The organism is Bacillus sp. AR4-2, assembly GCF_008274865.1.
Lineage (GTDB): Bacteria > Bacillota > Bacilli > Bacillales > Bacillaceae_G > Bacillus_A > Bacillus_A cereus.
This window is the reverse complement of the sequence record NZ_CP031062.1, coordinates 1,856,688-1,878,122: the sequence shown is the minus strand read 5'-3', so window position 1 is coordinate 1,878,122 and position 21,435 is coordinate 1,856,688. Positions and strand designations below refer to the sequence as shown.

Sequence of the window (21,435 nt, the reverse complement as noted above, 5' to 3'; positions counted from 1 at the left end):
ATTTTAACCCCATTTCATTAATTGAACAAGGTTTATATGGCATACATACCCTTTATATACATTACATTGTACAAGTTATATTCTATTCAAAATTTGAGATTTCATAGCAAAAAAGCTGCTCTAGCGTAGTTATATAACTATGCTAGAGCAGCTTTCTTATCGTTAAAAGTAACGTTTCTTCCAAAAAACAAAAGCTAACGTGAAAGATAGTGTTACACATATGATGAGTACAATTACAAAACCGTGGGCTTCCCCTTCAAACGGAACCTTTACGTTCATTCCAAAGAAACTAGAAACCATCGTCGGTAAAGATAAAATGATCGTAATTGACGTTAACAGTTTCATAACACTATTTAAATTATTTGATATAACGGAGCTAAAAGTATTCATCATTCCACTTAAAATGTGACTATATATTTCCGCCATTTCAATAGCCTGTTTATTTTCAATTAATACATCTTCTAATAAATCTTGATCGTCTTCATACATTTTTAAAAATGTACTATTACGCATTAACTTTTGAATTACAATTTTATTAGCCTTTAATGACGTTGTAAAGTATACTAAACTTTTCTCAAGGCCTAACAATGTGAAAATCTCTTTATTTTTCATTGACTGATTTAATTGATGCTCTAAATCAATTGTTTTTCGATTTATTTGCTTTAAGTATCTTAAATAATAAGTAGAAATCGTATATAAGAGCTGAAGTGCAAAGCGCGTCTTCTTAAACGTATAAAATTCTTTAATACGTTGATTAATAAAACGTTCAAAAATTGGATTCTCTTCTAAGCAGATTGTAACAAAACAATCCGGCATCACAATCATACCTATTGGAATCGTGTCATAAATCGAATTTCCTTCTTCATCATGTCTAACTGTCGGAATATCCACGATAATTAAAGTATTATTGTCTTCCTTTTCAATACGAGAGCGTTCTTCATCATCCAAAGGGTCTTTAATGAAATCTAAGTCTACATTTAAAGTTTGTACTAGATATTGAATTTCTTCTTCTGTTGGATGAAGTACATTAATCCAGCACCCCTTTTGCATTTCCTCAATCTCTTGTAGTTTTCCGTTTCGGTCTGTTAAATATATATTTAACATACTATCACCCCGATTCTTTTTACATGTAGGAATCTACCTCTCTTAAATCACAGTTTTTAAACCGCCATTCTCAGCATATGAAACATACGTTTAAATTTCAATAGAAAAATTATTTTGAAAACGTTTTTATAAGAAAAATATTATAAAGTGAAACTTTAATCAGTGGGGGGCTTCATCCTCACCAATTATTAGCCCTTACAAATCGGGCTTTTACGGGTTATCCGCCCCCAACCAAACTTCTTTTTTTCGCTGAATTTTGAGGTGAGGGTCTCACTGCCCGTTAAAGCGGGATAAACATAGAAAAAGACAGAGTGCTCTCTGCCTTAAAAGCTTATGTTGCCTTTATAACATATTTAGAAAGCATCCACAAGTTAAACCCGACTGAAATCGTATAGCCCGCGTATGTTGAAATGATAAAACTTACATAATCGAAATACGGAAGCAATACAATATTTAAAACTATCTTCACAATAATTCCAATCACTAGTCCTAGCACCGTCTTCTGCTGTTGATTGATTCCTTGTAGCATAGCAGCCGTTACTGTAAAAAGAGAAAATAGTATGCAAGCAGGAGCATAATACTGTAAAATGATTCTCCCCATCTCTGGATCATTTCCAGCACCGAATAAAAGAGTATATACAGGTTTGGCTAACACCATCATTCCAATTGCCGCCGGTACCGTAATTGCTACTACTAATACATTTGTTCTCGTAAAATGTTTGTACAATAGCTTGGTATTTCCTGCTGTGTAAGCTTTCGTCATCTCTGGTACGAGAGACATACTAAAAGCTGTCGCAACGGATACCGGGATAAGCACAACCATTTGAACAAGACCAATTATCGCATTAATTTTTTCCGCTTCTCCTTGCATATACCCTATTTGTATAAGTAGTTTATTAATTGTAAATGTATCAATCGTCTGATACAACGGAATTGCTAAGCCCACCACAACAAAAGGAATAGAATATGTAAAGAGCTCCTTATACAATGAGAAAAAAGATTTCGTTGTTTGTGGTATACTTTCCATCTCTTTTTTCTTTAAGTGCCTTCTCCTTCTTATATAATACGCACTTAAAACAGTTAATCCACCTACAGCTCCCATAAATGCACCGAACGTTGAAATACCAACTGCTAGCGAAACAGAAGCTTTTAAAACATATAAAACGACAAAGCTTCCTATTAAAATGGTTAAAACCCGAAAAAATTGCTCTACAACTACACTTAATGCAGAAGGCCCCATCGATTGGAATCCTTGAAAGAAGCCCCTTAATAAACTCATTACTGGCACAAGTATTAACGCAAAACTTACAATTCGAATATTAGTAGTAACCGCTCCTACACTATTCCCCGTTTGATCATTCCCATCGATGACAAGTTTAGCTAAATGCGGAGCTAGCATATATAACGTAAAACACGAAATGACTCCCATTATAAACATAAACACGATTCCACTTTTCAACACTCTCTTAACCGTATGATAATCATTCAGTTGATCATATTTTGATACCATCTTTGAAACAGCTAGCGGTAATCCCATTGTTGCTATACTGAGCATGATGGTATAAGGACGATATGCATATGTGTATAGAACGTAACCACTCGTACCGACCATCGCTGTAAATGGTATAACATATATAAACCCTAACATTTTTGATATCATCGTTGCCATCGTTAAAAATATCGTTCCACGTATAAACGGTGACCCTTTCATCACATTCCTCCGCTACGCTTTATTATTACACATTATGGACAACTCCTTTTCTTTAGAACCGAAACAAACAAAAAAAGCCAATGAAAAATCATTGACTTTAACGCGCTGCTTTTTTCTTTTTGAAATACTTTAAACCAAAGTATAGAGCAATAAAAAGAACAGCTCCTATAATTATGTAATGTGTGTAATCAGATGCATACTCTTTAATTTGTCGCCAATTCCCACCAAGTTTTTCACCTAAGTATATAAATAGAATTGACCATGGAATGATCGCTACAACCGTATAAAGTGTAAATAGTTTTAATGGCATCTTAGCTAGCCCTGCTGGAATAGAGATCGCATGACGTACTACTGGGATAAAGCGCGCAGAAAATATTACGCCTGCTCCATAACGCTTAAACCAACCTTCCGCTATGTCTAAATGATGTTTATTAATAAGTAGATATTTCCCATATTTCTCTACAACCGGACGCCCTCCGTAATATCCAAGCCAGTATAAAAAGATTTGCGCTAAAGTACCACCAATCGTTCCGGCGATAACTGCACCCACAAAACTAATTTTACCATTCGCTACTAAAAAGCCAGCATACGAAAGTACAATTTCACTCGGGATTACTTCAATCATTAAAGCAAGAGCTACTCCAAAGTAACCTAAGCTTGCAAAAAATTGCAATAACTGATCTATTATGTTTGCTAACATGTTCTTTTTTATCTCCTTTTTTCTTCACATACCATCCCATTATTACATAAAGGCTGCAATCTGCCAATATCTTCATTTTAACAATATGTACAATTCAAGCAGGATTAATCTATTAATTTCTCTTTCTGCGGGTCCTTCATGTAGGCAAACATCTCTTTAATTTGGTCTTCTGTATTTCTAGCAATTGATAAATTAGGCAATTCATTTTCACCAAAAAACTCCACCTCTTCTGTTTCAATACTAGTTTTCTTTTCTCCACCAATAATCTCGCATCCAATGAAAATCTTATATACATGCGTCGCCGATGGAGAGGGTTGATGTTTTTCTTTATCAAATATAGCTAGTAACTTAAAATGATCTACCTCATAACCAGTCTCTTCGAAAACCTCTTTTGCTGCAACTTCGGTTGGCGTATAACCGACATCAGCCCATCCACCTGGCAATGCCCATTTCCCATCGCTTTTTTCTTTCACAAATAATAACTTTTCATTTTGAAAAACAACCGCTCTTATATCAACTTTAGGTGTTTGATAGCCTGTCTCACGTGCAAATAATTTCTCTACGACTTCCCAATCTGTTTTCGTGTAATGTGACATCATTGAAATAGAAATATCTCGTAATTGCTGGAAACGCTCAATATCATACACATCCTTAGAATACGTTAAACCCGCTTGAGCTATAGATTGTATTTGTTTTACCCAATCAATCCATTTAATCGTCATATATCCGCATCCCCATTCTCTATCAAATATATTACTTCATTTTTATTGATACATCTTTATTATACAAAAAAAAGAGATTGATAACGTTTCAATCTCTTTCAAAATTAATCTAATTCATGTAAGTGGTCTTGTATATACTTTCTTCTTTTATTTATATATTCATAAATCATATCAGCCTCTTGATCAAATGTTTCTAATTTTTCTTTCATGTATGGATCTTGTAGTAAATATGGGCGAATCAATTCACACAACCCTTCTACTTTCGGCCTCATAAACGAAACTGTGAATTGATTTTCTAATATTTCTTCCAAAATACTTCGATACTGCTTTCTAAATACAGGTATGTCTAGCAATCTTGCACTTAACGTATTATACCCTTGAATGCGAATATATTCATGATTAAGTGGTCTCCCTTGTACATCTCGCCCCCAAGTCGCATCATAATCCCACGGTATAACTTCAAATAAATTTGTTTCATCGTTATGATATAGTGCATAGTTATGAACGAAACCATCAAAGTTTTGCGTAAAAATAACTCCTGCTAACCATCGTAAATATTTATCTACATGTAGAAACTTCCCAATTTCTTTTTCATAGGCTTCCCTCGTCAAAGTATTCGCTTGAAATACAAATTCACTCAGTTGTTCTTCACTATTTTTATTCGAATATTTAAATTCATAACCCGCAAAGAGCTCTGTCTTAACATCTTTATCTCGTTCACTCATTAATGAAAAATTCGCATCATCATCTATCGCATAATAAATAGAACCACTCGGTAATCCTCTATTTTTCAAAAAATTTTCATCAACCGATTCTAACTGTAAATACACACCTTGAATTTGACCATTAATTTTTATAAATACATGTTGTGATTTTGGCGAAAGTACACCAATATCATGAAAAAAATCTAAAGATAATTTATTTCGTATGAGAGACGGATCCATAAACTCCGAATTCAAATGAAACTCTTTCGCACCTTGAAATTTTTTAGGCTTATAAAACATAACATGATAAGACTTTTTCTCAAATTCGCGAATATGAGCTCCTCGGTATACGATATCAATATCATACTTCTTTTTTCCATAAGTTAATTTTGCTGGCACTGGACTATCTGACCAAATGTCCTTTTTCAATTCCACTAAGTACATTGGATGAACAAAAAAATCATATGAAGGCAGCATGTTTTCTCATCCCTTCTCAGTTCTCTTCATTCAATGTATGCGCCTTGTCTTGTCCATACATCCGCAATCATCTATTTATATAAAATTACACTCTTGTCCTGTTCAGAAAGATGCCTACATACATATCATGTTAAGGAAAAAGAATACCTTTTCACTTTAATACATGATAAGGAGGATTTCTATGAAACGTGATATTAGAAAAGCTGTTGAAGAAATCAAAAGTGCTGGGATGGAGGATTTCTTACACCAAGATCCAAGTACTTTTGAATGCGATGATGATAAATTCACTCATCATCATTGTACAACTGGATGTAAATGTACAACTGGGGGTAAATGTCCAAGAACAAGATGTACTCGCGTGAAACATTGTACGTTCGTTACAAAATGTACGCACGTAAAAAAATGGACATTTGTTACGAAATGTACACGTGTACGTGTTCAAAAATGGACGTTCGTTACGAAAGTAACGCGTAGAAAAGAATGCGTATTAGTTACAAAACGTACTCGCAGAAAACATTGTACATTCATTACAAAATGCATACGCTTTGAAAAGAAATTTTTCTGGACAAAACGAAGTTTCTGTAAAAAATGCGAATTCTTCCCTAACAGACACGGTCACTCTTGCGATGATTCATGTGATCATGGTAAAGACTGTCACGATAGCGGACACAAATGGAATGATTGCAAAGGCGGACATAAATTCCCATCTTGCAAAAATAAGAAATTCGATCACTTCTGGTATAAAAAACGTAACTGCTAGTTTTTATACCACCCAAAAAAGGCCGTTTTGCGGCCTTTTTTACATTTATTGAAAGTGACTTATATCTGCAAATTGTTTCACTTTACCAATACCCTCTTCAAATTCTATTATGCTCAAACTGGCACTATGCATAAATGGATCATCCCACACATTTTCTATTTCAATTCCCGCGAAATGCCCTACAAGTAATTTTGCTGCTGCCGCATGAGAAACAATCAATATGTTTTGTCCTTTATGCTTCTCTAAAAGAAGCTGCATCCCTTCAATTACTCTTTCATAAACGGCCTCAAAATTTTCGCCTGATGTTGACTGAAAAAGATGTGGCTCATTCCAAAACAGATGCACTTCTTCTGGAAATTGGTTTTCTATATCCGCGATTGTTTGTCCTTCCCATATACCCATGTTGATTTCATAGAAATGCTCATCCGCTATAATGGGTATATCACGTTCCCCCTTTATTAACTCTGCCGTATGAAGTGTTCTTTCGCTCGGACTACTATAGATCGCATGGATTGGTAAATCTTTCATTCGATTCCCTAATTGTTTCGCCTGAACTATACCATTTTCAGTTAAAGCAGAATTTTTCCGTCCCTGCATTCGCTTCGCTACATTCCACTCTGTTTCACCATGCCTTGTTACATATATAGTTGTTTTCATTTCTTACTCCCCCTCACCATGTTGGTCGTAATTCCCACGGTTCAACTCTCCCTACAATCCACTCCGCTCGTTTACTTTCAATCCCTTTTATAACTCCATCAGCTATCTCTTCATGAGTAAGCCATCTTCCATATGTATCTTCTAAAATAAAACCTAAAATAATTCTATGATAAATACATCGCGTACTCCCTATTTTTTGTGCAGGCATACGTGATGCTTTACTACCTAAAATATGAAATAAACTATATGTTTTAGACGACAAATCTAGTTCTTTACAAATATTTGATAGTACATGCTTTGCACTTGTGTGTACCCATGCAACAACTAATGTGATTGGGCCATTTTTCTCAATTGTACTTTTAATAGCTAGCTTTACATCTTCATCATTATGATAATCTAACGAAAGGCATGTAATATTTTCTGGTGCAGAACTCATTCGCTTAACATTTTCTAATTTCACTTCATCTCGCCCGATAATAGAAACATAAAATCCTTTCTCACAAAACCACATAGAAACTTTCTTTAGCATTCCTGTTCCACCAATTACAAGTGCATGCAAATGCTATCCCTCCCTAATAAAATGTCATATGAGGTTTCTCATCTCTATAATAATTTAAACGGTCTTGCAGTGTCCCTGAGTGAAACTCAAATTTATGACCGTCAGGATCAACAAAGTATATAGATTCGCAATCTCTTACATCACGTTCTCTTCCTTGTAAAATATGAACATCATTTTCTTCTAATCGCTGTATTAGACATTTAAAGTCTTCTTGTTCAACAGAAAATGCAATGTGCGTATAAGATTGATGAATCTCATTTCTCGAAATATGCGTCTCTTCATTAAGCGCTATCCATACTCCACATATGTTAAAATAAGCCAATTTTCTTCCTTTAACTAATAATTCTCCTTCTAATACTTTTTCATAAAACATAATAGAGTTTTCTAAATTAGATACCGAAAAACAAATATGATTGATTCCCCTTAACAACTATAATTCCTCCTTATACAAATAAAAGATGAGCGAAAATTCACTCACCTTTCATTATACTATTTTTTTGTAATATATGCCCATTTATAACTGAAGTCCCCGCCAAACGTATGGTTAGCAATGCCTTTTACAAACGGCTTCTCTAAATAAGCTGTACTTTGTTGGTACGTAGGAGAAATTGCTGCGTCTTGACCAATTAAGATTTTTTCAGCTTCCGCAAGTGCATTCCAGCGTGCTTTATCATCTTTTAATAGCTCTCCTTTTGATTTCGCTACTAAATCATCATACTTCGGATTAGAATAATCCATTTCATTAAATGAGCTTCCAGTAACAAACATATCAATATAAGTCATTGGATCCGGATAATCAGGGCTCCATGCAGATAATGAGAATTCGTATTGGAATTTCTTTTCTAAATCTAGCTTCTGCTTGTATGGTTGCTGTTTCAAATTTACTTTAATACCAGGCAAGTTTTTCTCTAGTTCTTCCTTAATAAAGTCGCCTACTTTTTTCCGGCTACCGTTATCATCGTTTAGTAATTCAACCGTAATTGTATCTTGACCAAGCTCTTTCTTCGCTTCTTCCCATAATTTTTTTGCTTTCTCTGCATTATCTTTACTATCACGGAAGTTTTTATTTACAGAGCGGAAATCTTTTCCATCCGGACCTGTCGTGAATTTTTCAGGTACTAAGAAATATGCTGGCAATGAACCGTCATTTAAAATGACATCAGCAATTCCTTTTTTATCGTATGCTAAATCAATTGCTTCACGTACTTTTTGGTTTTTAAATGTTGCATTTTTTTGGTTAAAACGTAAGAAATATATGCGTGGATCTAACTTCGTTTTAAATTCATCTGGCTTATTCTTTTTATATTTATCAACAAATTCAGAAGTTAAAATAACTCGATCTGCTTGATCACTATCATATAAATTTACTCCCGTGCTTGTTTCCTTCACAATACTTACATTAATTTCGTCTAATTTTACAGTATCTTTATCCCAATAATTAGGATTTTTCTTCAACTGATAATTTTGTTCATGTTTCCATTGACTCATTGTAAATGGTCCATTATATACTAATTTATCTGCTTCTAATCCGTATTTATCTCCTTGCTCTTTCACATATTTTTCATTTAATGGGAAAAATGTAGGGAACGACGTAAGCTCAAGAAAATAAGGTGCTGGTTGCTCTAATTCTACTACCAACGTTTTATCATCCTTCGCTTTAACACCCAATTGATCTACTGGTAATTCACCTTTATTTACTTTCTGTGCATTTTTCACATCAAATAAAATGAATGCATATTCTGCCGCTAATGCTTTATCTAATGTACGTTGCCATGCATATACAAAATCTTGTGCTCGAACTGGATCACCATTTGACCATTTCGCATCACGTAATTCAAATGTATATGTCTTTTTATCTTCACTAATCTTCACATCTTTTGCCATACCTGGTGTTGGTTTATTATCTTTATCTAGACGATATAAACCTTCCATTGCATTTACAAATACACGGAAAGATACAGAATCCGTTGATTTAGATGTATCCATTGAAGGAATTTCAGCTGTTTCTAGCAAATTTAAAACTTGTTTATCGGCCATTCCCTTATTCGATTCTTTCTTCGTTGTCGAAGCCTTCTCACCATTCCCACATCCTGCAACCAATACACTTGTCGTTAACGCAAGTGCAGCAATTGTTGTTGTCTTTCTCTTCATTCTTCCTTCCCCCAATCTATATGTATAAGTTAAATCCTATATAATATATTTCATTATACAAAAGATTCTGATTATTTTAAATATTTATTTTAACAAACATAGAAAAAAGCGATCGGAAATTTCTTTCCAGCCGCTTTCTTGAATAGCATTTACTTGTAATCCATCCTCTATATCAAATGGATTTTGAACTTTAAATATTTCTTCCATCAGCTTCAAAAACTCTTCTTCAGTTTTAGATTCACCATTAACCATAAGTGAGTATGGTTCCACTTCACCTAATTTATAATCGACAACAAATTGAATCTTCACCTTTTGTCTTGGCGTTCCGGTGTTATATCCTTGGAATTCTACTAATTCTAACCCTTCCGTTCCACGATAATATATCCAACCTGAATTTTGAAAATAATTTTCGAAAGATTCACCTATTGAAAAGAAAGGATATTCATAAAGCGAGCTTGTACGAACCTTTTGAATAACGTCTCGATCAGTCGGAAAAAAGAAATGACTAAAAAATATGCTAGCAACTGCTAAAATAGTAACAATTGTCGCTCCCATTTTGCTCGTTCCGCCGCTATCATTGATTAGATAGTTTTCAACTGATTTATCTTTTATTTCTCTTGCTTTTATTCGGTATATACGTCTTTCCGCAAATTGATAGTATAATCCATTTGCAAAAATCCCCATTCCAAACAGAATAAAAATGAGTAATAAAAACGTTAGAGGCACCATATTAATGATTGGCAACGCTACATTAAATCCCATATAATACGAAAATGCATCACACGCTACTAATAACAACATAAATAAAGCAGCTGGTACATAATACTTACGATATCCTAGCCAGCCTATATTGAAAATAGCAGCCCAACCATTCCAGCTCCACCTAGCAATCCGCTTATTCTCAAGATCCCATTTCCTTTTGTAATACGGATATTGTCTCCCTACATATACTTCCAGTTCTTTATCTATTAACGAGCTACCTTCCTCTTGTTCATTATCCAAGTTTCGCTGACAACTTGCACAATTTAACTGTTCCTCCTCGCAAGGTTGCCCACAATTTATACATTTCAAAACAATCCCTCTTCCCATCCATACGTCATTTCAAAATACCTTCGTGTTTTAATAACCACTCTTTCCTCCATAAACCACCAGCATATCCAACAAGCTTTCCACTCTTTCCTATTACACGGTGACATGGAACAATTATTGAAATTGGATTCCGACTATTTGCCCCTCCTATTGCCCGTACAGCTTTTATATTTCCAACTTTCTCTGCAATATCTAAATATGAAGCACTTACGCCGTATGGAATAGTATAAAGTGCATCCCATACATTTTTTTGAAATGCTGTTCCCTCCGCAGACAGCGGGACCGTAAACTCTTTTCTTTTCCCTTTAAAATATTCATCTAACTCATTTATACATTGTTCTATCATTTCATTTTTATTTTCTTCTTGTCGTTCATCAACAAATATAACAGACGTAATTCCTTCTTGATTCGCTGTAATTTCAAGCAAACCTAATTCGCTTTCATAATAAGCCTGGTACATATGCCATCCTCCAATTCAGTTCATATTAGTCATTGTAACACGAATATACAAAATTTTTCGTATAAGCGTTTTATTAGAGAAACAAAAAAGAGAATGGTAAAATATAAGAAAATTCAATCAAGGAGGCTATTTGATGAATTCCAAGCTTTTTTCACCTTATACAATTAAGAACGTTACACTAAAAAATCGTATCGTTATGTCGCCTATGTGTATGTATTCCTCGGGGAATGAGGATGGCAGCGTTACGAATTTTCATCTCATTCATTATGGAACTCGCGCTGCTGGCCAAGTAGGTTTAGTTATGGTTGAAGCAACTGCGGTGTTAGCTGAAGGACGAATTTCTAACAAAGACTTAGGTATTTGGGATGACAACCTAATTGAAGGCTTACATAAAACGACTACTTTTATACATGATAACGGCGCAAAAGCTGCCATTCAACTCGCTCACGCCGGAAGAAAAGCAGAATTAGAAACAGATGCGTTAGCTCCTTCAGCCATTCCATTTAATGAAACAATGAAAATGCCAATAGAAATGAGCAAACACCAAATTAAAAATACTGTATTAGCTTTTCAGCAAGCTGCAGTACGATCAAAACAAGCTGGATTTGATGTTATTGAAATACATGGCGCTCACGGTTACCTTATCAATGAATTCCTATCACCACTTACTAATAAACGGACGGATGAATACGGCGGCTCACCTGAAAACTGCTATCGTTTCTTACGCGAAATCATTGACTCGATAAATGAAGTTTGGAACGGACCGTTATTTGTCCGTATTTCAGCAAATGATTATCATCCTGAAGGGTTAACAGTTCAAGATTATGTTCAGTATACAAAATGGATGAAAGAACAAGGAGTAGATTTAATCGATTGTAGCTCTGGAGCTGTTGTCCCTGCACACATCGATGTTTATCCTGGGTATCAAGTACAATATGCTAAACATATTAAAGAGCATGCTAACATTGCAACTGGTGCAGTTGGATTAATTACGACCGGAGTACAAGCAGAGCAAATTTTAAACAATAACGAAGCTGATTTAATTTTCATCGGACGTGAGTTACTTCGCAATCCGTACTTCCCGAGAATAGCGGCCAATGAACTTGGCTTTGAATTGCAAGAACCATATCAATACAAGCGAGCGCCAGGGAAAATTCATACGAATAAATAAAACCGAGAAGTCATTCTTCTCGGTTTTATTTATTCTATCGTTGTAATTTCATTTGAATTATAAGTATGGATACCCGATTCTTCTCGCAGCGCGGTTATATACATCCCTTTCGCCACATCTTTAGCTGAAATTGGTTTATACTTTTTGAAAGCCCCTTTAAAGATAAAAGGAATAATACGAGATAACTTTTCAGCCATTTGTTCGCCGAAACGAAATTCTTGTCGATTTCCTACTAATAATGATGGTCTAAAAATGTGAATACCACCGATCACTAACTTTTGCAATTCTTCTTCCATTTTCCCTTTCACTTGTGAATAAAAGAAAAATGATTTAGGATTCGCTCCCATAGAAGACACGACAAGGAAATTTTGTACCCCTTGTTTTTCAGCTAAACAAGCAGCTCGTAACGTATATTCATAATCTACTTTTTTAAAATTTGCTTTTGTTTTTGCTTTTTTTATTGTTGTTCCTAAGCAACTAAAAACATCATCCACAGCAAAGAACTCTTTATATTCCTCTAATACCGAAAAATCAACTTGTTTCTGCTGTAACTTCTCATGTTGCAATTGCATTGGCTCTCTTACAAAAATAGTAACCGAATCGTAGTAATCTGATTCAAGTAATAGACGCGTTATCTCTTGTCCAACTAAACCACTTGCACCAAGTATTAACGCTGTTCGCTTATTCATATATACATATACCTCTTATTTTACTTTTCTCTCCTTCAGTAAAATACAACCTTTAGGAGTTTCCTGCTCTTATTTTACCACAAGTAAAACACTATGCGTACGCATAGTGCTTTACTCACTCTTTTTTCTCATTTCTCTCTTGTAATTTCGTTATTGTTGTAGCGTCCCCTAAATTACTTATTAATCTTCTTAAAAAAATTAATACGAAAGATAATGGCAATACTACCGCTAATATTAATAAAATAGCTTCCATTAAGTAACCCAAGCGCTCATCCCCCTCTTTACCTCCTTTTCAATATATGAAAACAGCGTTGTCACATATGCATGCATTTGCAAAAATAATACACCTATATTTGACAACTTTATAACAAAAACAAATCGGAATGATTATTATTTATTGCAACTTTATTAAAGATGTATTATACTAAGTTCGCAAACTAAAACGTAATTATTCCGTTTTGTATTAAAATGATATTTTTCTTCTATAATTGGGGAAAATATATCCGTAAAAAAGAAAAGAGGAGAACTTCATGCCTAAAAGATTGACTATATTTTCATTCTTACTTATTTTTACCTTAATTTTCGCTGGCTGCTCAAATAAAAAAGAAAGTAATGCCAAGAAAGATGGAAAGCTAACAGTTTATACAACGATTTTCCCACTTGCTGATTTCGCAAAGAAAATTGGTGGCGACTATGTAAATGTTGAAGCAATTTACCCACCTGGTGCAGATTCACATACATTTGAACCAAGTCAAAAACAAACAGTACAAGTTGCAAAAGCCGATTTATTTGTTTATAACGGCGCTGAATTAGAACCATTTGCTGAAAAAATGGAAAAAACATTACAAAAAGAAAATGTTAAAATTGTAAATGCATCTAAAGGTATTGAGCTTCGTGCTTCTACTGAAGAAGAGCATCATGATCATGGAGATGGCCATAAAGAAGATGAACATCATCACGATAAAGACCCACATGTTTGGTTAGATCCTACTCTAGCAATGAAACAAGCAGAAAAAATTAAAAATGCACTTGTAGAATTACAACCTGAACATAAAAAAGAATTCGAAAAAAACTTTGCAGCACTTCAAACTAAATTTACTGATTTAGACGATGGATTTAAGGCAGCTGTAGCGAACGCAAAAACGAAAGAAATTTTAGTTTCTCATGCTGCCTATGGTTACTGGGAACAACGATACGGCCTAAAACAAATTCCTATCGCTGGAATTTCAGCTTCTGATGAACCATCTCAAAAGCAGCTTGCTGACATTACAAAAACAGTAAAAGAACATAATCTAAAATATATTTTATTCGAAACGTTCTCTACTCCAAAAGTAGCATCCGTAATTCAAAAAGAAACTGGTACAAAAGTTTTACGCTTAAATCACTTAGCTACTATTTCTGAAGATGATGCAAAAAATAATAAAGATTACTTCACTTTAATGGAAGAAAACGTAAATACATTGAAAGAAGCAACAAACTAATCCATTATATTTTCTAGGCAGCTGAATCTGTTATTCAGCTGCCTTTTTATGTATTTATCCTTGACTTGACCAAAATAACAAGTAAAATTATCCATATTAGCTTGAAAGCTATATTAATTTAGAAGGTGAGTTGGAATTATGAATCTTCACATTTGTGAAGTAACAGCAAAAAATTGGCGTTCAGTAGTTGCTTTAGACGTCGCAAAAGATCAGCAACAATTTATTGAAAGTAACGCGTTTTCTTTAGCAGAATCATTATATGAAGGAAACGGAACGTCAGTAGGTTTATATGATGGCGAAACACTTGTAGGATACGCAATGTATGGATGGTATTCAGTAAAACATAAAAGTGTATGGCTCGATCGCTTTATGATTGACCAACAATATCAAGGAAAAGGATACGCAAAACGTTTCCTTCGCTTACTTATTCAATTCTTACAAGAAAAATTTGAATGTAAAATAATTTACTTAAGTTTACATCCAGACAACAAACTTGCAATGGGACTGTATGAATCATTTGGTTTCCGCTTAAATGGGGATATTGATGATGAAGGTCCAGTTGTAGGTGTTGTAATGGAGTTACTAATAGACGAAAATACAAGCCTGTGAAAACAGGCTTTTTATTATACAGTCATCAATTTTTAGTTTCTTTCCCTTATTTAATTCTGTTTTGCAATCTAATAGAATGCTCATAAAAAATAAGCCTACAATTTACGCAGACTTATTTCACACACTCCTCGAAATGTTCTTGGAACCACTCTTTATTAATATCTCTTCCGATAAAAACTACTTCACTTACTCGCTCTTCGCCCTCTTGCCACTCTCTATCGTACGAAGCAGCAAATAACGTATGTACACCTTGGAAAACGATACGTTTATCTACTCCGTCTATCGATAAAATTCCTTTGTAACGATATAAATATTCCCCTAGCTCTTGCACGACAGCTGACATCCACTCATTAAGCTTTTGTAAATCCAGCGGACGTTCTTCACGTAATACAAATGATTTCACACCTTCTAAGTGGTTATGTTCTTTATGAGGGTAAATTTGCAACGTATCTTTCGTTTTAAACGTTTGGATTTGTAATAAAGATGGTATATCTACCTCACAGTTAGTCGCCTCAATTAACTTTGCAGTCGGGTTAATTCCTTGAATTTCATGCAAGAGATTTTCTTTCTCATTCTCTTCAATTAAATCTAATTTATTTACTAAAACAACATCAGCAAACGCAATTTGCTCTTTTGCTTCTAATCCTTTTTCAAAATGTTTATGTATATGATAACTATCTACCACCGTTACAACACCGTTAATTTGGTAAGCAGATTGGATGACTGGATCTAAAAAGAATGTTTGAATAATCGGGCCTGGATTTGCAAGGCCAGTCGTTTCAATTACTAAACCATCAAAATCCATTTTCCCTTCTGCTTTTACGTCCAATAACTGTTTTAAAGCAACAAGTAAGTCTTCACGTACAGTACAGCATAAACAGCCATTTGTCATTTCCATAATTTCTTCTTCCACATTCATAATCAACTGATTATCAATGCCAATTTTCCCTATTTCATTTACAATCACCGCTAATTTCTTACCGTGATTTTCTGATAAAATACGATTTAATAATGTCGTTTTCCCCGATCCAAGAAAACCAGTTAATATTGTTACTGGAATCATTTCGTACATCTCCTTATAGCTATATGTTTCTACATTATAACATATGAACACTCCCCCACTTAACAAAGTTTGAAGTGGGGGTTTCTAACGTTTCGACCTAACGGACGATTAACGTCAGGGGAGTTAACACATTAGCGAGCTGTTTCACGCCTAACCCCTCTATCCCATTTGTCCATGCATTTGGAATTACTTTTCGTAAAATGTTAGCCGCAGCATTTACATCTGCATTAATTAAAGTTTTATTTGCTGAACGATATATACCGCGCTTTATTCGTTTTCCTGAAAAAGTTGTATTTTGGTCATTTTCTCCATACGTTGGAATGAAGTCGTTATCCAGAAAACTTGCTTTCGATGTATATGATTCTTCAGTTACAACAACTTGAATGCCTACAGCATTTGCTTTGTATGTAATCATTTGAATCAGTAAATTATGTGGGATATGACAAAACGATTGGTTATTTCTTTTTCCCATATTCGTTTCTTGTTTCCAACTTTTGTTTTGACCAATAACGATTTTACAAACTTCTTCTTCTTGAGCTAGTTTTACGATGTGGTGACTAACTTTATGGAAGACGTCTTTTATTTTCAAGTAACGTTTTTGATGAAGTTTTTCTATCCTTTTAGAAGTAAAAGGTCCTTCATTCGTTTGTTTTCCATTTCTAAGAATGCTTGTAAAATGACTCTTCATTTTGTTGTAATATTGATTTATGCTTTTGACATGTTTGCCCTTAACAAGGACAGGTTTCATACCTGTGTTTGTTACGATGGTTGCAAGGTTATCAATCCCTAAATCAATACTCATATAACGAGCATTCTCTTCAATCATTTGTTGTTCAGAAGGAACATCAATTACCAATTCCACTACATATTCATTGTATTTTGGAATCACACGAACTTGTTTCAGTTTACCTTCAGTGAAACCTAGTTTCCCAATATTTAATTGCAATTTCGTCTTTGGAAACTTTAAAAATCTACCGTTTTTAATGATGCAATCTTGGTTTGTATACAGAATCTCTTTTTCAGAAGAACGAATATACTTTGGAATCCTAGGCATTCCATCATATTTGTTTGGATTCTTTTTATAGTCTTTTAAACTAGCAAAAAAAGATTTCCAATTTTGGAACAAACCTTTCATGATGGACTGGCTACATTGCGTAGGCAAAGCTCGATAATCATTTTGAATCATAGCCTTAAATAGTGCATCTAGAAAGTTGTAATCTACATAAGGTTTTTCAAAATTAGGTTCTGAAAACAAATTACATGTAATCTCTTTCTGTTCTTCTTTAGGCTTTACTTTCTCTTTCTCCAATTTCTTCCGATAGGCAAGACGTTGTGTGTCATTCATCTTCCCAATATTTTTATGAATATTATCCAGAACTTCTTTTTGCAAAGGCTGCAACTCTTTTTCTTGTGTTAATCCAGTGTACACCTGGCGTATATAAAAGTTTGTGGTGTTGTACATATTCTTAGCGTTATGACAACATTCTTGAAAATAAGAATACATACGATGCCCTTTTTTTATCCAGATTTGAAGAGTTTTATAGTTTGATGGATTTTCTTTTGCCATTTTATTCACCTTCTTGTTAAGGATATTATAGCAAAAAAGAACATATGTTTCCGTTTTTTCTCAAAAATAAAATATTTCTTTCGATTCACCTCACCACCTTCATTTACGTTTAGAGATGGGAGTCCTCTCGAAAGGCATGATAGAAAAAATCGTTTTTATAGCAAAACATATTTATTGTCTGTACACCTAATTAACTATATAATAATATGTAGTAAGAAAGCCTTTTCAAAACATTATTATTCATCAAGGGGGTACTTATAATGGAGCGAGTTCAAATGGCTGAAACGCTAGAATTTTCTCGTATTATTCAAGGATTTTGGCGTTTAGCAGAATGGAATATGACAAAACAAGAATTACTTTCTTTCATTGAAGATTGTATGGATATGGGAATTACTACTTTTGATCACGCTGATATTTACGGCGCATATACGTGTGAAGGGTTATTTGGCGAAGCTTTACAATTAAAGCCTTCCTTACGAGAAAACATGCAAATTATTACAAAGTGTGGAATCGCTCCCCCATCACCGAAATTTCCAGAACGATATGTTGCTCACTACAATACTAGTACAGAGCATATTATACAAAGTGTAGAAGCATCACTTAAAAATTTACATACAGATTATATTGACGTATTACTTATTCATCGTCCCGATCCTTTTATGGATCCAAATGAAGTGGCAAAAGCCTTTTCACAATTAAAACAAGAAGGAAAAGTTCGTCACTTCGGTGTATCTAACTTCTTACCTTCACAATTTAATATGTTAAATTCGTACTTAGATTTTCCACTTATTACGAACCAAATTGAAGTTTCTGCATTGCAGCTTGAGCATTTTGAAAAAGGAACAATTGACTTATGCCAAGAAAAACGAATCAATCCAATGATTTGGTCACCTCTTGCTGGTGGTGAGATCTTTACTGGTCAATCAGAACGTGCTGTACGTGTACGCGAAACTGTGCAAAAAGTTGCTACTGAGCTAGGTGTTTCTAATATCGATACGGTTATGTATGCTTGGTTACTTGCTCATCCAGCTAATATGATGCCAATCGTTGGCTCTGGTAAATTAGATCGCGTAAAAACTGCCGCTCTTGCTACAAAAGTTAACTTAGACCGTCAACAATGGTTTACAATTTTCGAAAGCTCTAATGGACATCCTGTACCATAATGCATAAAAAGAAGAGCTATTTTCTTACAGCTCTTCTTTTTCATATGTATTTCTAGTCATGGCAAATACACACATATCCCTTAATCCGTTTCCATCTACCGCAACACTCGCACTTTCTAACGTACCTTCTAACTTAAAACCTAATTTCTCAGGTATCGCTCTACTCTTCTTATTTAAAGAATCACAACGAATTTCTACACGGTTTGCTTTCAATTCAGAAAAAGCGTAATCCGTTATACCTTTCGCAGCCTCTACCATATAGCCTTTTCCGCTAAACCTTGTATCAATCCAATATCCGATTTCAAATTGAGGTATATCCCAATTAATACGATGTAATCCGGCTGAAGCAATAAATTCACCTGTTTCTTTCGAAAATACTAGTAATCTTAAATCCTCACGTTGCAAAAATTGAATATGTGATTTTCTAATACTTTCTTCTACTTCTTGCTCTGTTTGCTCTTTTTGTGCAAACACCATCCAAGGTTTTAGTTCTTCTATTGAAGCCTGAATTGCATCATATACAACTTTACCATCTCCTGGTTTCGGCATTCGAATAAAAAGCCTGTCAGTATAAAATTCAGAAGGAAAATCGAATAATAACGGATTCACTGTAAACACTCCCTATATTTCTTTTATATATAATAATATCCATCTCAAGTTATATAGTAAAGAATTTTCTGAATTGAAAACCTTTTACTCATTCACTTCCACCGCTACACGAATTCCAGATTCAATCGCACCTTGAATCCATCCGTGATATAGCGTTGTATGATCTCCAGCGAAGAATATTCTCCCCTCTGGTTTGACAATCGCTGGTTGCAACTCAGATTCTTGACCTGCTTGAAAAAGTGCAAATCCTCCAAGCGCATACGGATCCAATGTCCAGCTTTTTGATATTCCAGATATGAACTCATCATACACTTGACCACCTAATATTGTTGCTAAGTTGTGTAATGCGTAATAAATACGATCACCTTTTGATAAACCATCCCATAACAATGCGTCATAAGACCATGTATAGCTACCTAACATCATAGCCGGTCCTTTCTCCCCAATTCCATAGCTTGGATAATAGGCATAACGAATTGGCAAATCTGTTATAATTCTGCCGCCTAATTGTCCTTGTTCTTCCCAAAATCGGCTTTTAAATTGAATTCCTATTTTCGTCGCAGGCATATAATGTAATTCACGAATTGCTTTCCATTTTTCATGAGATATAGAATCAAACGGATCTACTTCTACAAAACGCATTGTCGAAAACGGAATGGTAACAATAACTAAATCTCCTGTAATACTACTATATTCAAAAGTTTCCTCGTTCCGATAGAAAGCTGTCACACCATTATCGTGTTGATGTAGCTTCATTAATTTTTGATTATATATAATATTCTCTTCTAATTGCGGTAAAAATGACTTTGGCAATCTATCGTTCCCGCCCACAATTTCACAAAATCCGCTCTCCTCTTGCATAATGTATAGAAAGCGTAAAGTCTCTACAAACGATCGTTCCAAAAAACCTTCTAAATCTAATAGAACACCAATCATCTCAATTGTTACTGGCGAAAAGTAAGTATTATACTGATAAGGATGATACTTTAAAAATTGCCCAGTAGAGTATCTTCCAAAATCCTTTACTACAACGTCCCAATTTTTTTCTGGGTTCTTTTTTATAAAATTTATAATGGGCTGTACCGCTAACAATAATAATTCTTCTGACGTTTTTCCAACTTCATTCATTTCCACAGGATATCTTAGAATACTTGGATCTTTTTCATATTGTTTTAACGTCGTTTTCCGTCCATTTACGTATATAATATCCGTCTCATTTCTATTAATAAAAGGTCTCACCTGTAGCCCAAATTTTCTTATATATGTCATCGTTAATGTATGCGAATATGGAATCCTCATTGCTCCAACATCTAAATATAATCCGGTATCTTCCATTCTAACCGTTTCTATACGGCCACCTACCCGGTTATTTGCTTCAAAAATTTTCACATCATGTCCTGCAGCCTTTAATAAAGAAGCTGAAACTAACCCAGCCATACCAGCTCCCACTACAATAATTTGTTTTGGGCTTATCGTCTTCTTCAATCCTTTATCTATAACTTTTAACGCTTCATCCATTTCAGTGTTATACATTATATCTTTCTGCACAATTCCACCCCTTACTTCATCAAATGGACGTTAGTGGTTTAGTGCATTTTATTCATACATCCCCATAAACATAACACCATTGCAATTTGAATATTCACTAAAAGTACATAAGAGACAGATCTCACTTTTCTTTATACTTCGTATAATATAGCAACTACAAAGAAGGAGTGGTTAAAAATGAAACATACCTATGACTATGATGCTACAAAAAAATATTTAGAATTAAAGAAACAAAACTTATGTAAAAAACTTAGCAATATGACACTATCTGAAAAAGAACGTGAACAACTAAAACGTGAAATTGACAACTATGAATATATTTTAAATCTAGTCGAAATGAATCATTATGAACGCGGATTTTCTCGTTAAAAGCGGAAATAAGATTATCCGCTTTTCATTTTGAGCATTTCACTACGCATTTTTCATAAGTAAATATATAAT

Annotated in this window: 23 protein-coding genes; 6 read left to right on the top strand and 17 right to left on the bottom strand. The window is 34.3% G+C overall.

The window, feature by feature from the left end; genetic code table 11:
- Positions 1 to 162: 162 nt before the first annotated feature.
- From DN399_RS09770 to cotH, 5 genes are all read right to left on the bottom strand, one after another.
- On the bottom strand, positions 163 to 1,104 hold the full coding sequence (locus DN399_RS09770) for a magnesium transporter CorA family protein (RefSeq protein ID WP_000932389.1): 942 nt from the start codon (positions 1,102 to 1,104) through the stop codon (positions 163 to 165).
- A gap of 331 nt (positions 1,105 to 1,435) precedes the next feature.
- Positions 1,436 to 2,815 (bottom strand): putative polysaccharide biosynthesis protein, encoded by a 1,380-nt coding sequence (locus DN399_RS09765; RefSeq protein WP_000678845.1) that lies wholly within the window; start codon positions 2,813 to 2,815, stop codon positions 1,436 to 1,438.
- Positions 2,816 to 2,912: 97 nt separating this feature from the next.
- Entirely contained in the window at positions 2,913 to 3,515 is a 603-nt protein-coding gene (gene uptA, locus DN399_RS09760) for an undecaprenyl phosphate transporter UptA (RefSeq protein WP_000880691.1), read from the bottom strand.
- 104 nt (positions 3,516 to 3,619) lie between these two features.
- Positions 3,620 to 4,237: an NUDIX hydrolase N-terminal domain-containing protein gene (locus tag DN399_RS09755; protein ID WP_000153583.1), complete on the bottom strand. Its 618-nt coding sequence runs from the start codon at positions 4,235 to 4,237 to the stop codon at positions 3,620 to 3,622.
- A gap of 104 nt (positions 4,238 to 4,341) precedes the next feature.
- A complete protein-coding gene (gene cotH, locus DN399_RS09750) occupies positions 4,342 to 5,418 on the bottom strand; it encodes a spore coat protein CotH (protein WP_000938001.1) in 1,077 nt (358 codons plus the stop codon).
- A gap of 181 nt (positions 5,419 to 5,599) precedes the next feature.
- Between cotH and exsB the strand changes: the two genes are divergently transcribed.
- Positions 5,600 to 6,178 (top strand): exosporium protein ExsB, encoded by a 579-nt coding sequence (exsB, locus tag DN399_RS09745; RefSeq protein ID WP_000817498.1) that lies wholly within the window; start codon positions 5,600 to 5,602, stop codon positions 6,176 to 6,178.
- A gap of 45 nt (positions 6,179 to 6,223) precedes the next feature.
- Here exsB and DN399_RS09740 read toward each other — a convergent pair whose 3' ends face one another.
- The 6 genes from DN399_RS09740 to DN399_RS09715 form a co-directional block, all read right to left on the bottom strand.
- A complete protein-coding gene (locus tag DN399_RS09740) occupies positions 6,224 to 6,835 on the bottom strand; it encodes a phosphoserine phosphatase 1 (RefSeq protein ID WP_000858832.1) in 612 nt (203 codons plus the stop codon).
- Positions 6,836 to 6,848: 13 nt separating this feature from the next.
- Positions 6,849 to 7,394 carry a short-chain dehydrogenase gene (locus DN399_RS09735; RefSeq protein WP_000543106.1) on the bottom strand — a complete coding sequence of 182 codons (546 nt, stop codon included), beginning with the start codon at positions 7,392 to 7,394 and terminating at the stop codon, positions 6,849 to 6,851.
- Between the two features lie 13 nt (positions 7,395 to 7,407).
- Positions 7,408 to 7,824: a FosBx1 family fosfomycin resistance bacillithiol transferase gene (gene fosB, locus DN399_RS09730; protein ID WP_000943774.1), complete on the bottom strand. Its 417-nt coding sequence runs from the start codon at positions 7,822 to 7,824 to the stop codon at positions 7,408 to 7,410.
- A gap of 59 nt (positions 7,825 to 7,883) precedes the next feature.
- Positions 7,884 to 9,545: a peptide ABC transporter substrate-binding protein gene (locus tag DN399_RS09725; protein ID WP_149149521.1), complete on the bottom strand. Its 1,662-nt coding sequence runs from the start codon at positions 9,543 to 9,545 to the stop codon at positions 7,884 to 7,886.
- Between the two features lie 84 nt (positions 9,546 to 9,629).
- Complete coding sequence (locus DN399_RS09720) at positions 9,630 to 10,634, bottom strand: DUF2628 domain-containing protein (protein WP_002023926.1); 1,005 nt, start codon at positions 10,632 to 10,634, stop codon at positions 9,630 to 9,632.
- Positions 10,635 to 10,641: 7 nt separating this feature from the next.
- Positions 10,642 to 11,094 (bottom strand): methylated-DNA--[protein]-cysteine S-methyltransferase, encoded by a 453-nt coding sequence (locus DN399_RS09715; protein WP_000283907.1) that lies wholly within the window; start codon positions 11,092 to 11,094, stop codon positions 10,642 to 10,644.
- 133 nt (positions 11,095 to 11,227) lie between these two features.
- On the opposite strand from DN399_RS09715, the gene namA reads away from it, so the two are divergent.
- Complete coding sequence (namA, locus tag DN399_RS09710) at positions 11,228 to 12,265, top strand: NADPH dehydrogenase NamA (protein WP_076876562.1); 1,038 nt, start codon at positions 11,228 to 11,230, stop codon at positions 12,263 to 12,265.
- Between the two features lie 29 nt (positions 12,266 to 12,294).
- Here namA and DN399_RS09705 read toward each other — a convergent pair whose 3' ends face one another.
- A complete protein-coding gene (locus DN399_RS09705) occupies positions 12,295 to 12,954 on the bottom strand; it encodes an oxidoreductase (RefSeq protein ID WP_001042735.1) in 660 nt (219 codons plus the stop codon).
- A gap of 115 nt (positions 12,955 to 13,069) precedes the next feature.
- Entirely contained in the window at positions 13,070 to 13,219 is a 150-nt protein-coding gene (locus tag DN399_RS28050) for a hypothetical protein (protein ID WP_000540933.1), read from the bottom strand.
- A 265-nt stretch (positions 13,220 to 13,484) separates the two neighbouring features.
- Between DN399_RS28050 and DN399_RS09700 the strand changes: the two genes are divergently transcribed.
- Both DN399_RS09700 and DN399_RS09695 read left to right on the top strand, forming a co-directional pair.
- Entirely contained in the window at positions 13,485 to 14,435 is a 951-nt protein-coding gene (locus DN399_RS09700; protein WP_001126148.1) for a metal ABC transporter substrate-binding protein, read from the top strand.
- A gap of 138 nt (positions 14,436 to 14,573) precedes the next feature.
- Complete coding sequence (locus DN399_RS09695; RefSeq protein WP_001048677.1) at positions 14,574 to 15,044, top strand: GNAT family N-acetyltransferase; 471 nt, start codon at positions 14,574 to 14,576, stop codon at positions 15,042 to 15,044.
- Positions 15,045 to 15,156: 112 nt separating this feature from the next.
- Here DN399_RS09695 and DN399_RS09690 read toward each other — a convergent pair whose 3' ends face one another.
- Entirely contained in the window at positions 15,157 to 16,107 is a 951-nt protein-coding gene (locus tag DN399_RS09690; protein ID WP_000613418.1) for a CobW family GTP-binding protein, read from the bottom strand.
- Positions 16,108 to 16,204: 97 nt separating this feature from the next.
- On the bottom strand, positions 16,205 to 17,674 hold the full coding sequence (locus tag DN399_RS09685) for an RNA-guided endonuclease InsQ/TnpB family protein (protein WP_049107629.1): 1,470 nt from the start codon (positions 17,672 to 17,674) through the stop codon (positions 16,205 to 16,207).
- A 260-nt stretch (positions 17,675 to 17,934) separates the two neighbouring features.
- On the opposite strand from DN399_RS09685, the gene DN399_RS09680 reads away from it, so the two are divergent.
- Positions 17,935 to 18,837, top strand: a complete 903-nt coding sequence (locus DN399_RS09680; protein WP_049107628.1) for an aldo/keto reductase — start codon at positions 17,935 to 17,937, stop codon at positions 18,835 to 18,837.
- 24 nt (positions 18,838 to 18,861) lie between these two features.
- On the opposite strand, the gene DN399_RS09675 is transcribed toward DN399_RS09680, so the two are convergent.
- Both DN399_RS09675 and DN399_RS09670 read right to left on the bottom strand, forming a co-directional pair.
- A complete protein-coding gene (locus DN399_RS09675; protein WP_001068736.1) occupies positions 18,862 to 19,446 on the bottom strand; it encodes a GNAT family N-acetyltransferase in 585 nt (194 codons plus the stop codon).
- A gap of 84 nt (positions 19,447 to 19,530) precedes the next feature.
- Complete coding sequence (locus DN399_RS09670) at positions 19,531 to 20,994, bottom strand: flavin monoamine oxidase family protein (RefSeq protein ID WP_149149520.1); 1,464 nt, start codon at positions 20,992 to 20,994, stop codon at positions 19,531 to 19,533.
- 177 nt (positions 20,995 to 21,171) lie between these two features.
- Here DN399_RS09670 and DN399_RS09665 point away from each other — a divergent pair, with 177 nt between their 5' ends.
- Positions 21,172 to 21,363 carry a DUF3896 family protein gene (locus tag DN399_RS09665; protein ID WP_076876555.1) on the top strand — a complete coding sequence of 64 codons (192 nt, stop codon included), beginning with the start codon at positions 21,172 to 21,174 and terminating at the stop codon, positions 21,361 to 21,363.
- Positions 21,364 to 21,435: the final 72 nt, after the last annotated feature.

Excerpts from the sequence above, each read along its gene's own strand:
- DN399_RS09720 (WP_002023926.1), bottom strand. The coding sequence starts at position 10,634 with ATGGGAAGAGGGATTGTTTTGAAATGTATAAATTGTGGGCAACCTTGC.
- DN399_RS09695 (WP_001048677.1), top strand. The coding sequence starts at position 14,574 with ATGAATCTTCACATTTGTGAAGTAACAGCAAAAAATTGGCGTTCAGTA.
- exsB (WP_000817498.1), top strand. The coding sequence starts at position 5,600 with ATGAAACGTGATATTAGAAAAGCTGTTGAAGAAATCAAAAGTGCTGGG.
- DN399_RS09770 (WP_000932389.1), bottom strand. The coding sequence starts at position 1,104 with ATGTTAAATATATATTTAACAGACCGAAACGGAAAACTACAAGAGATT.
- DN399_RS09690 (WP_000613418.1), bottom strand. The coding sequence starts at position 16,107 with ATGATTCCAGTAACAATATTAACTGGTTTTCTTGGATCGGGGAAAACG.
- uptA (WP_000880691.1), bottom strand. The coding sequence starts at position 3,515 with ATGTTAGCAAACATAATAGATCAGTTATTGCAATTTTTTGCAAGCTTA.
- DN399_RS09755 (WP_000153583.1), bottom strand. The coding sequence starts at position 4,237 with ATGACGATTAAATGGATTGATTGGGTAAAACAAATACAATCTATAGCT.
- DN399_RS09740 (WP_000858832.1), bottom strand. The coding sequence starts at position 6,835 with ATGAAAACAACTATATATGTAACAAGGCATGGTGAAACAGAGTGGAAT.
- DN399_RS09680 (WP_049107628.1), top strand. The coding sequence starts at position 17,935 with ATGGAGCGAGTTCAAATGGCTGAAACGCTAGAATTTTCTCGTATTATT.
- DN399_RS09725 (WP_149149521.1), bottom strand. The coding sequence starts at position 9,545 with ATGAAGAGAAAGACAACAACAATTGCTGCACTTGCGTTAACGACAAGT.
- DN399_RS09715 (WP_000283907.1), bottom strand. The coding sequence starts at position 11,094 with ATGTACCAGGCTTATTATGAAAGCGAATTAGGTTTGCTTGAAATTACA.
- cotH (WP_000938001.1), bottom strand. The coding sequence starts at position 5,418 with ATGCTGCCTTCATATGATTTTTTTGTTCATCCAATGTACTTAGTGGAA.
- namA (WP_076876562.1), top strand. The coding sequence starts at position 11,228 with ATGAATTCCAAGCTTTTTTCACCTTATACAATTAAGAACGTTACACTA.
- DN399_RS09765 (WP_000678845.1), bottom strand. The coding sequence starts at position 2,815 with ATGAAAGGGTCACCGTTTATACGTGGAACGATATTTTTAACGATGGCA.
- DN399_RS09665 (WP_076876555.1), top strand. The coding sequence starts at position 21,172 with ATGAAACATACCTATGACTATGATGCTACAAAAAAATATTTAGAATTA.
- DN399_RS09705 (WP_001042735.1), bottom strand. The coding sequence starts at position 12,954 with ATGAATAAGCGAACAGCGTTAATACTTGGTGCAAGTGGTTTAGTTGGA.
- DN399_RS09700 (WP_001126148.1), top strand. The coding sequence starts at position 13,485 with ATGCCTAAAAGATTGACTATATTTTCATTCTTACTTATTTTTACCTTA.
- DN399_RS09685 (WP_049107629.1), bottom strand. The coding sequence starts at position 17,674 with ATGGCAAAAGAAAATCCATCAAACTATAAAACTCTTCAAATCTGGATA.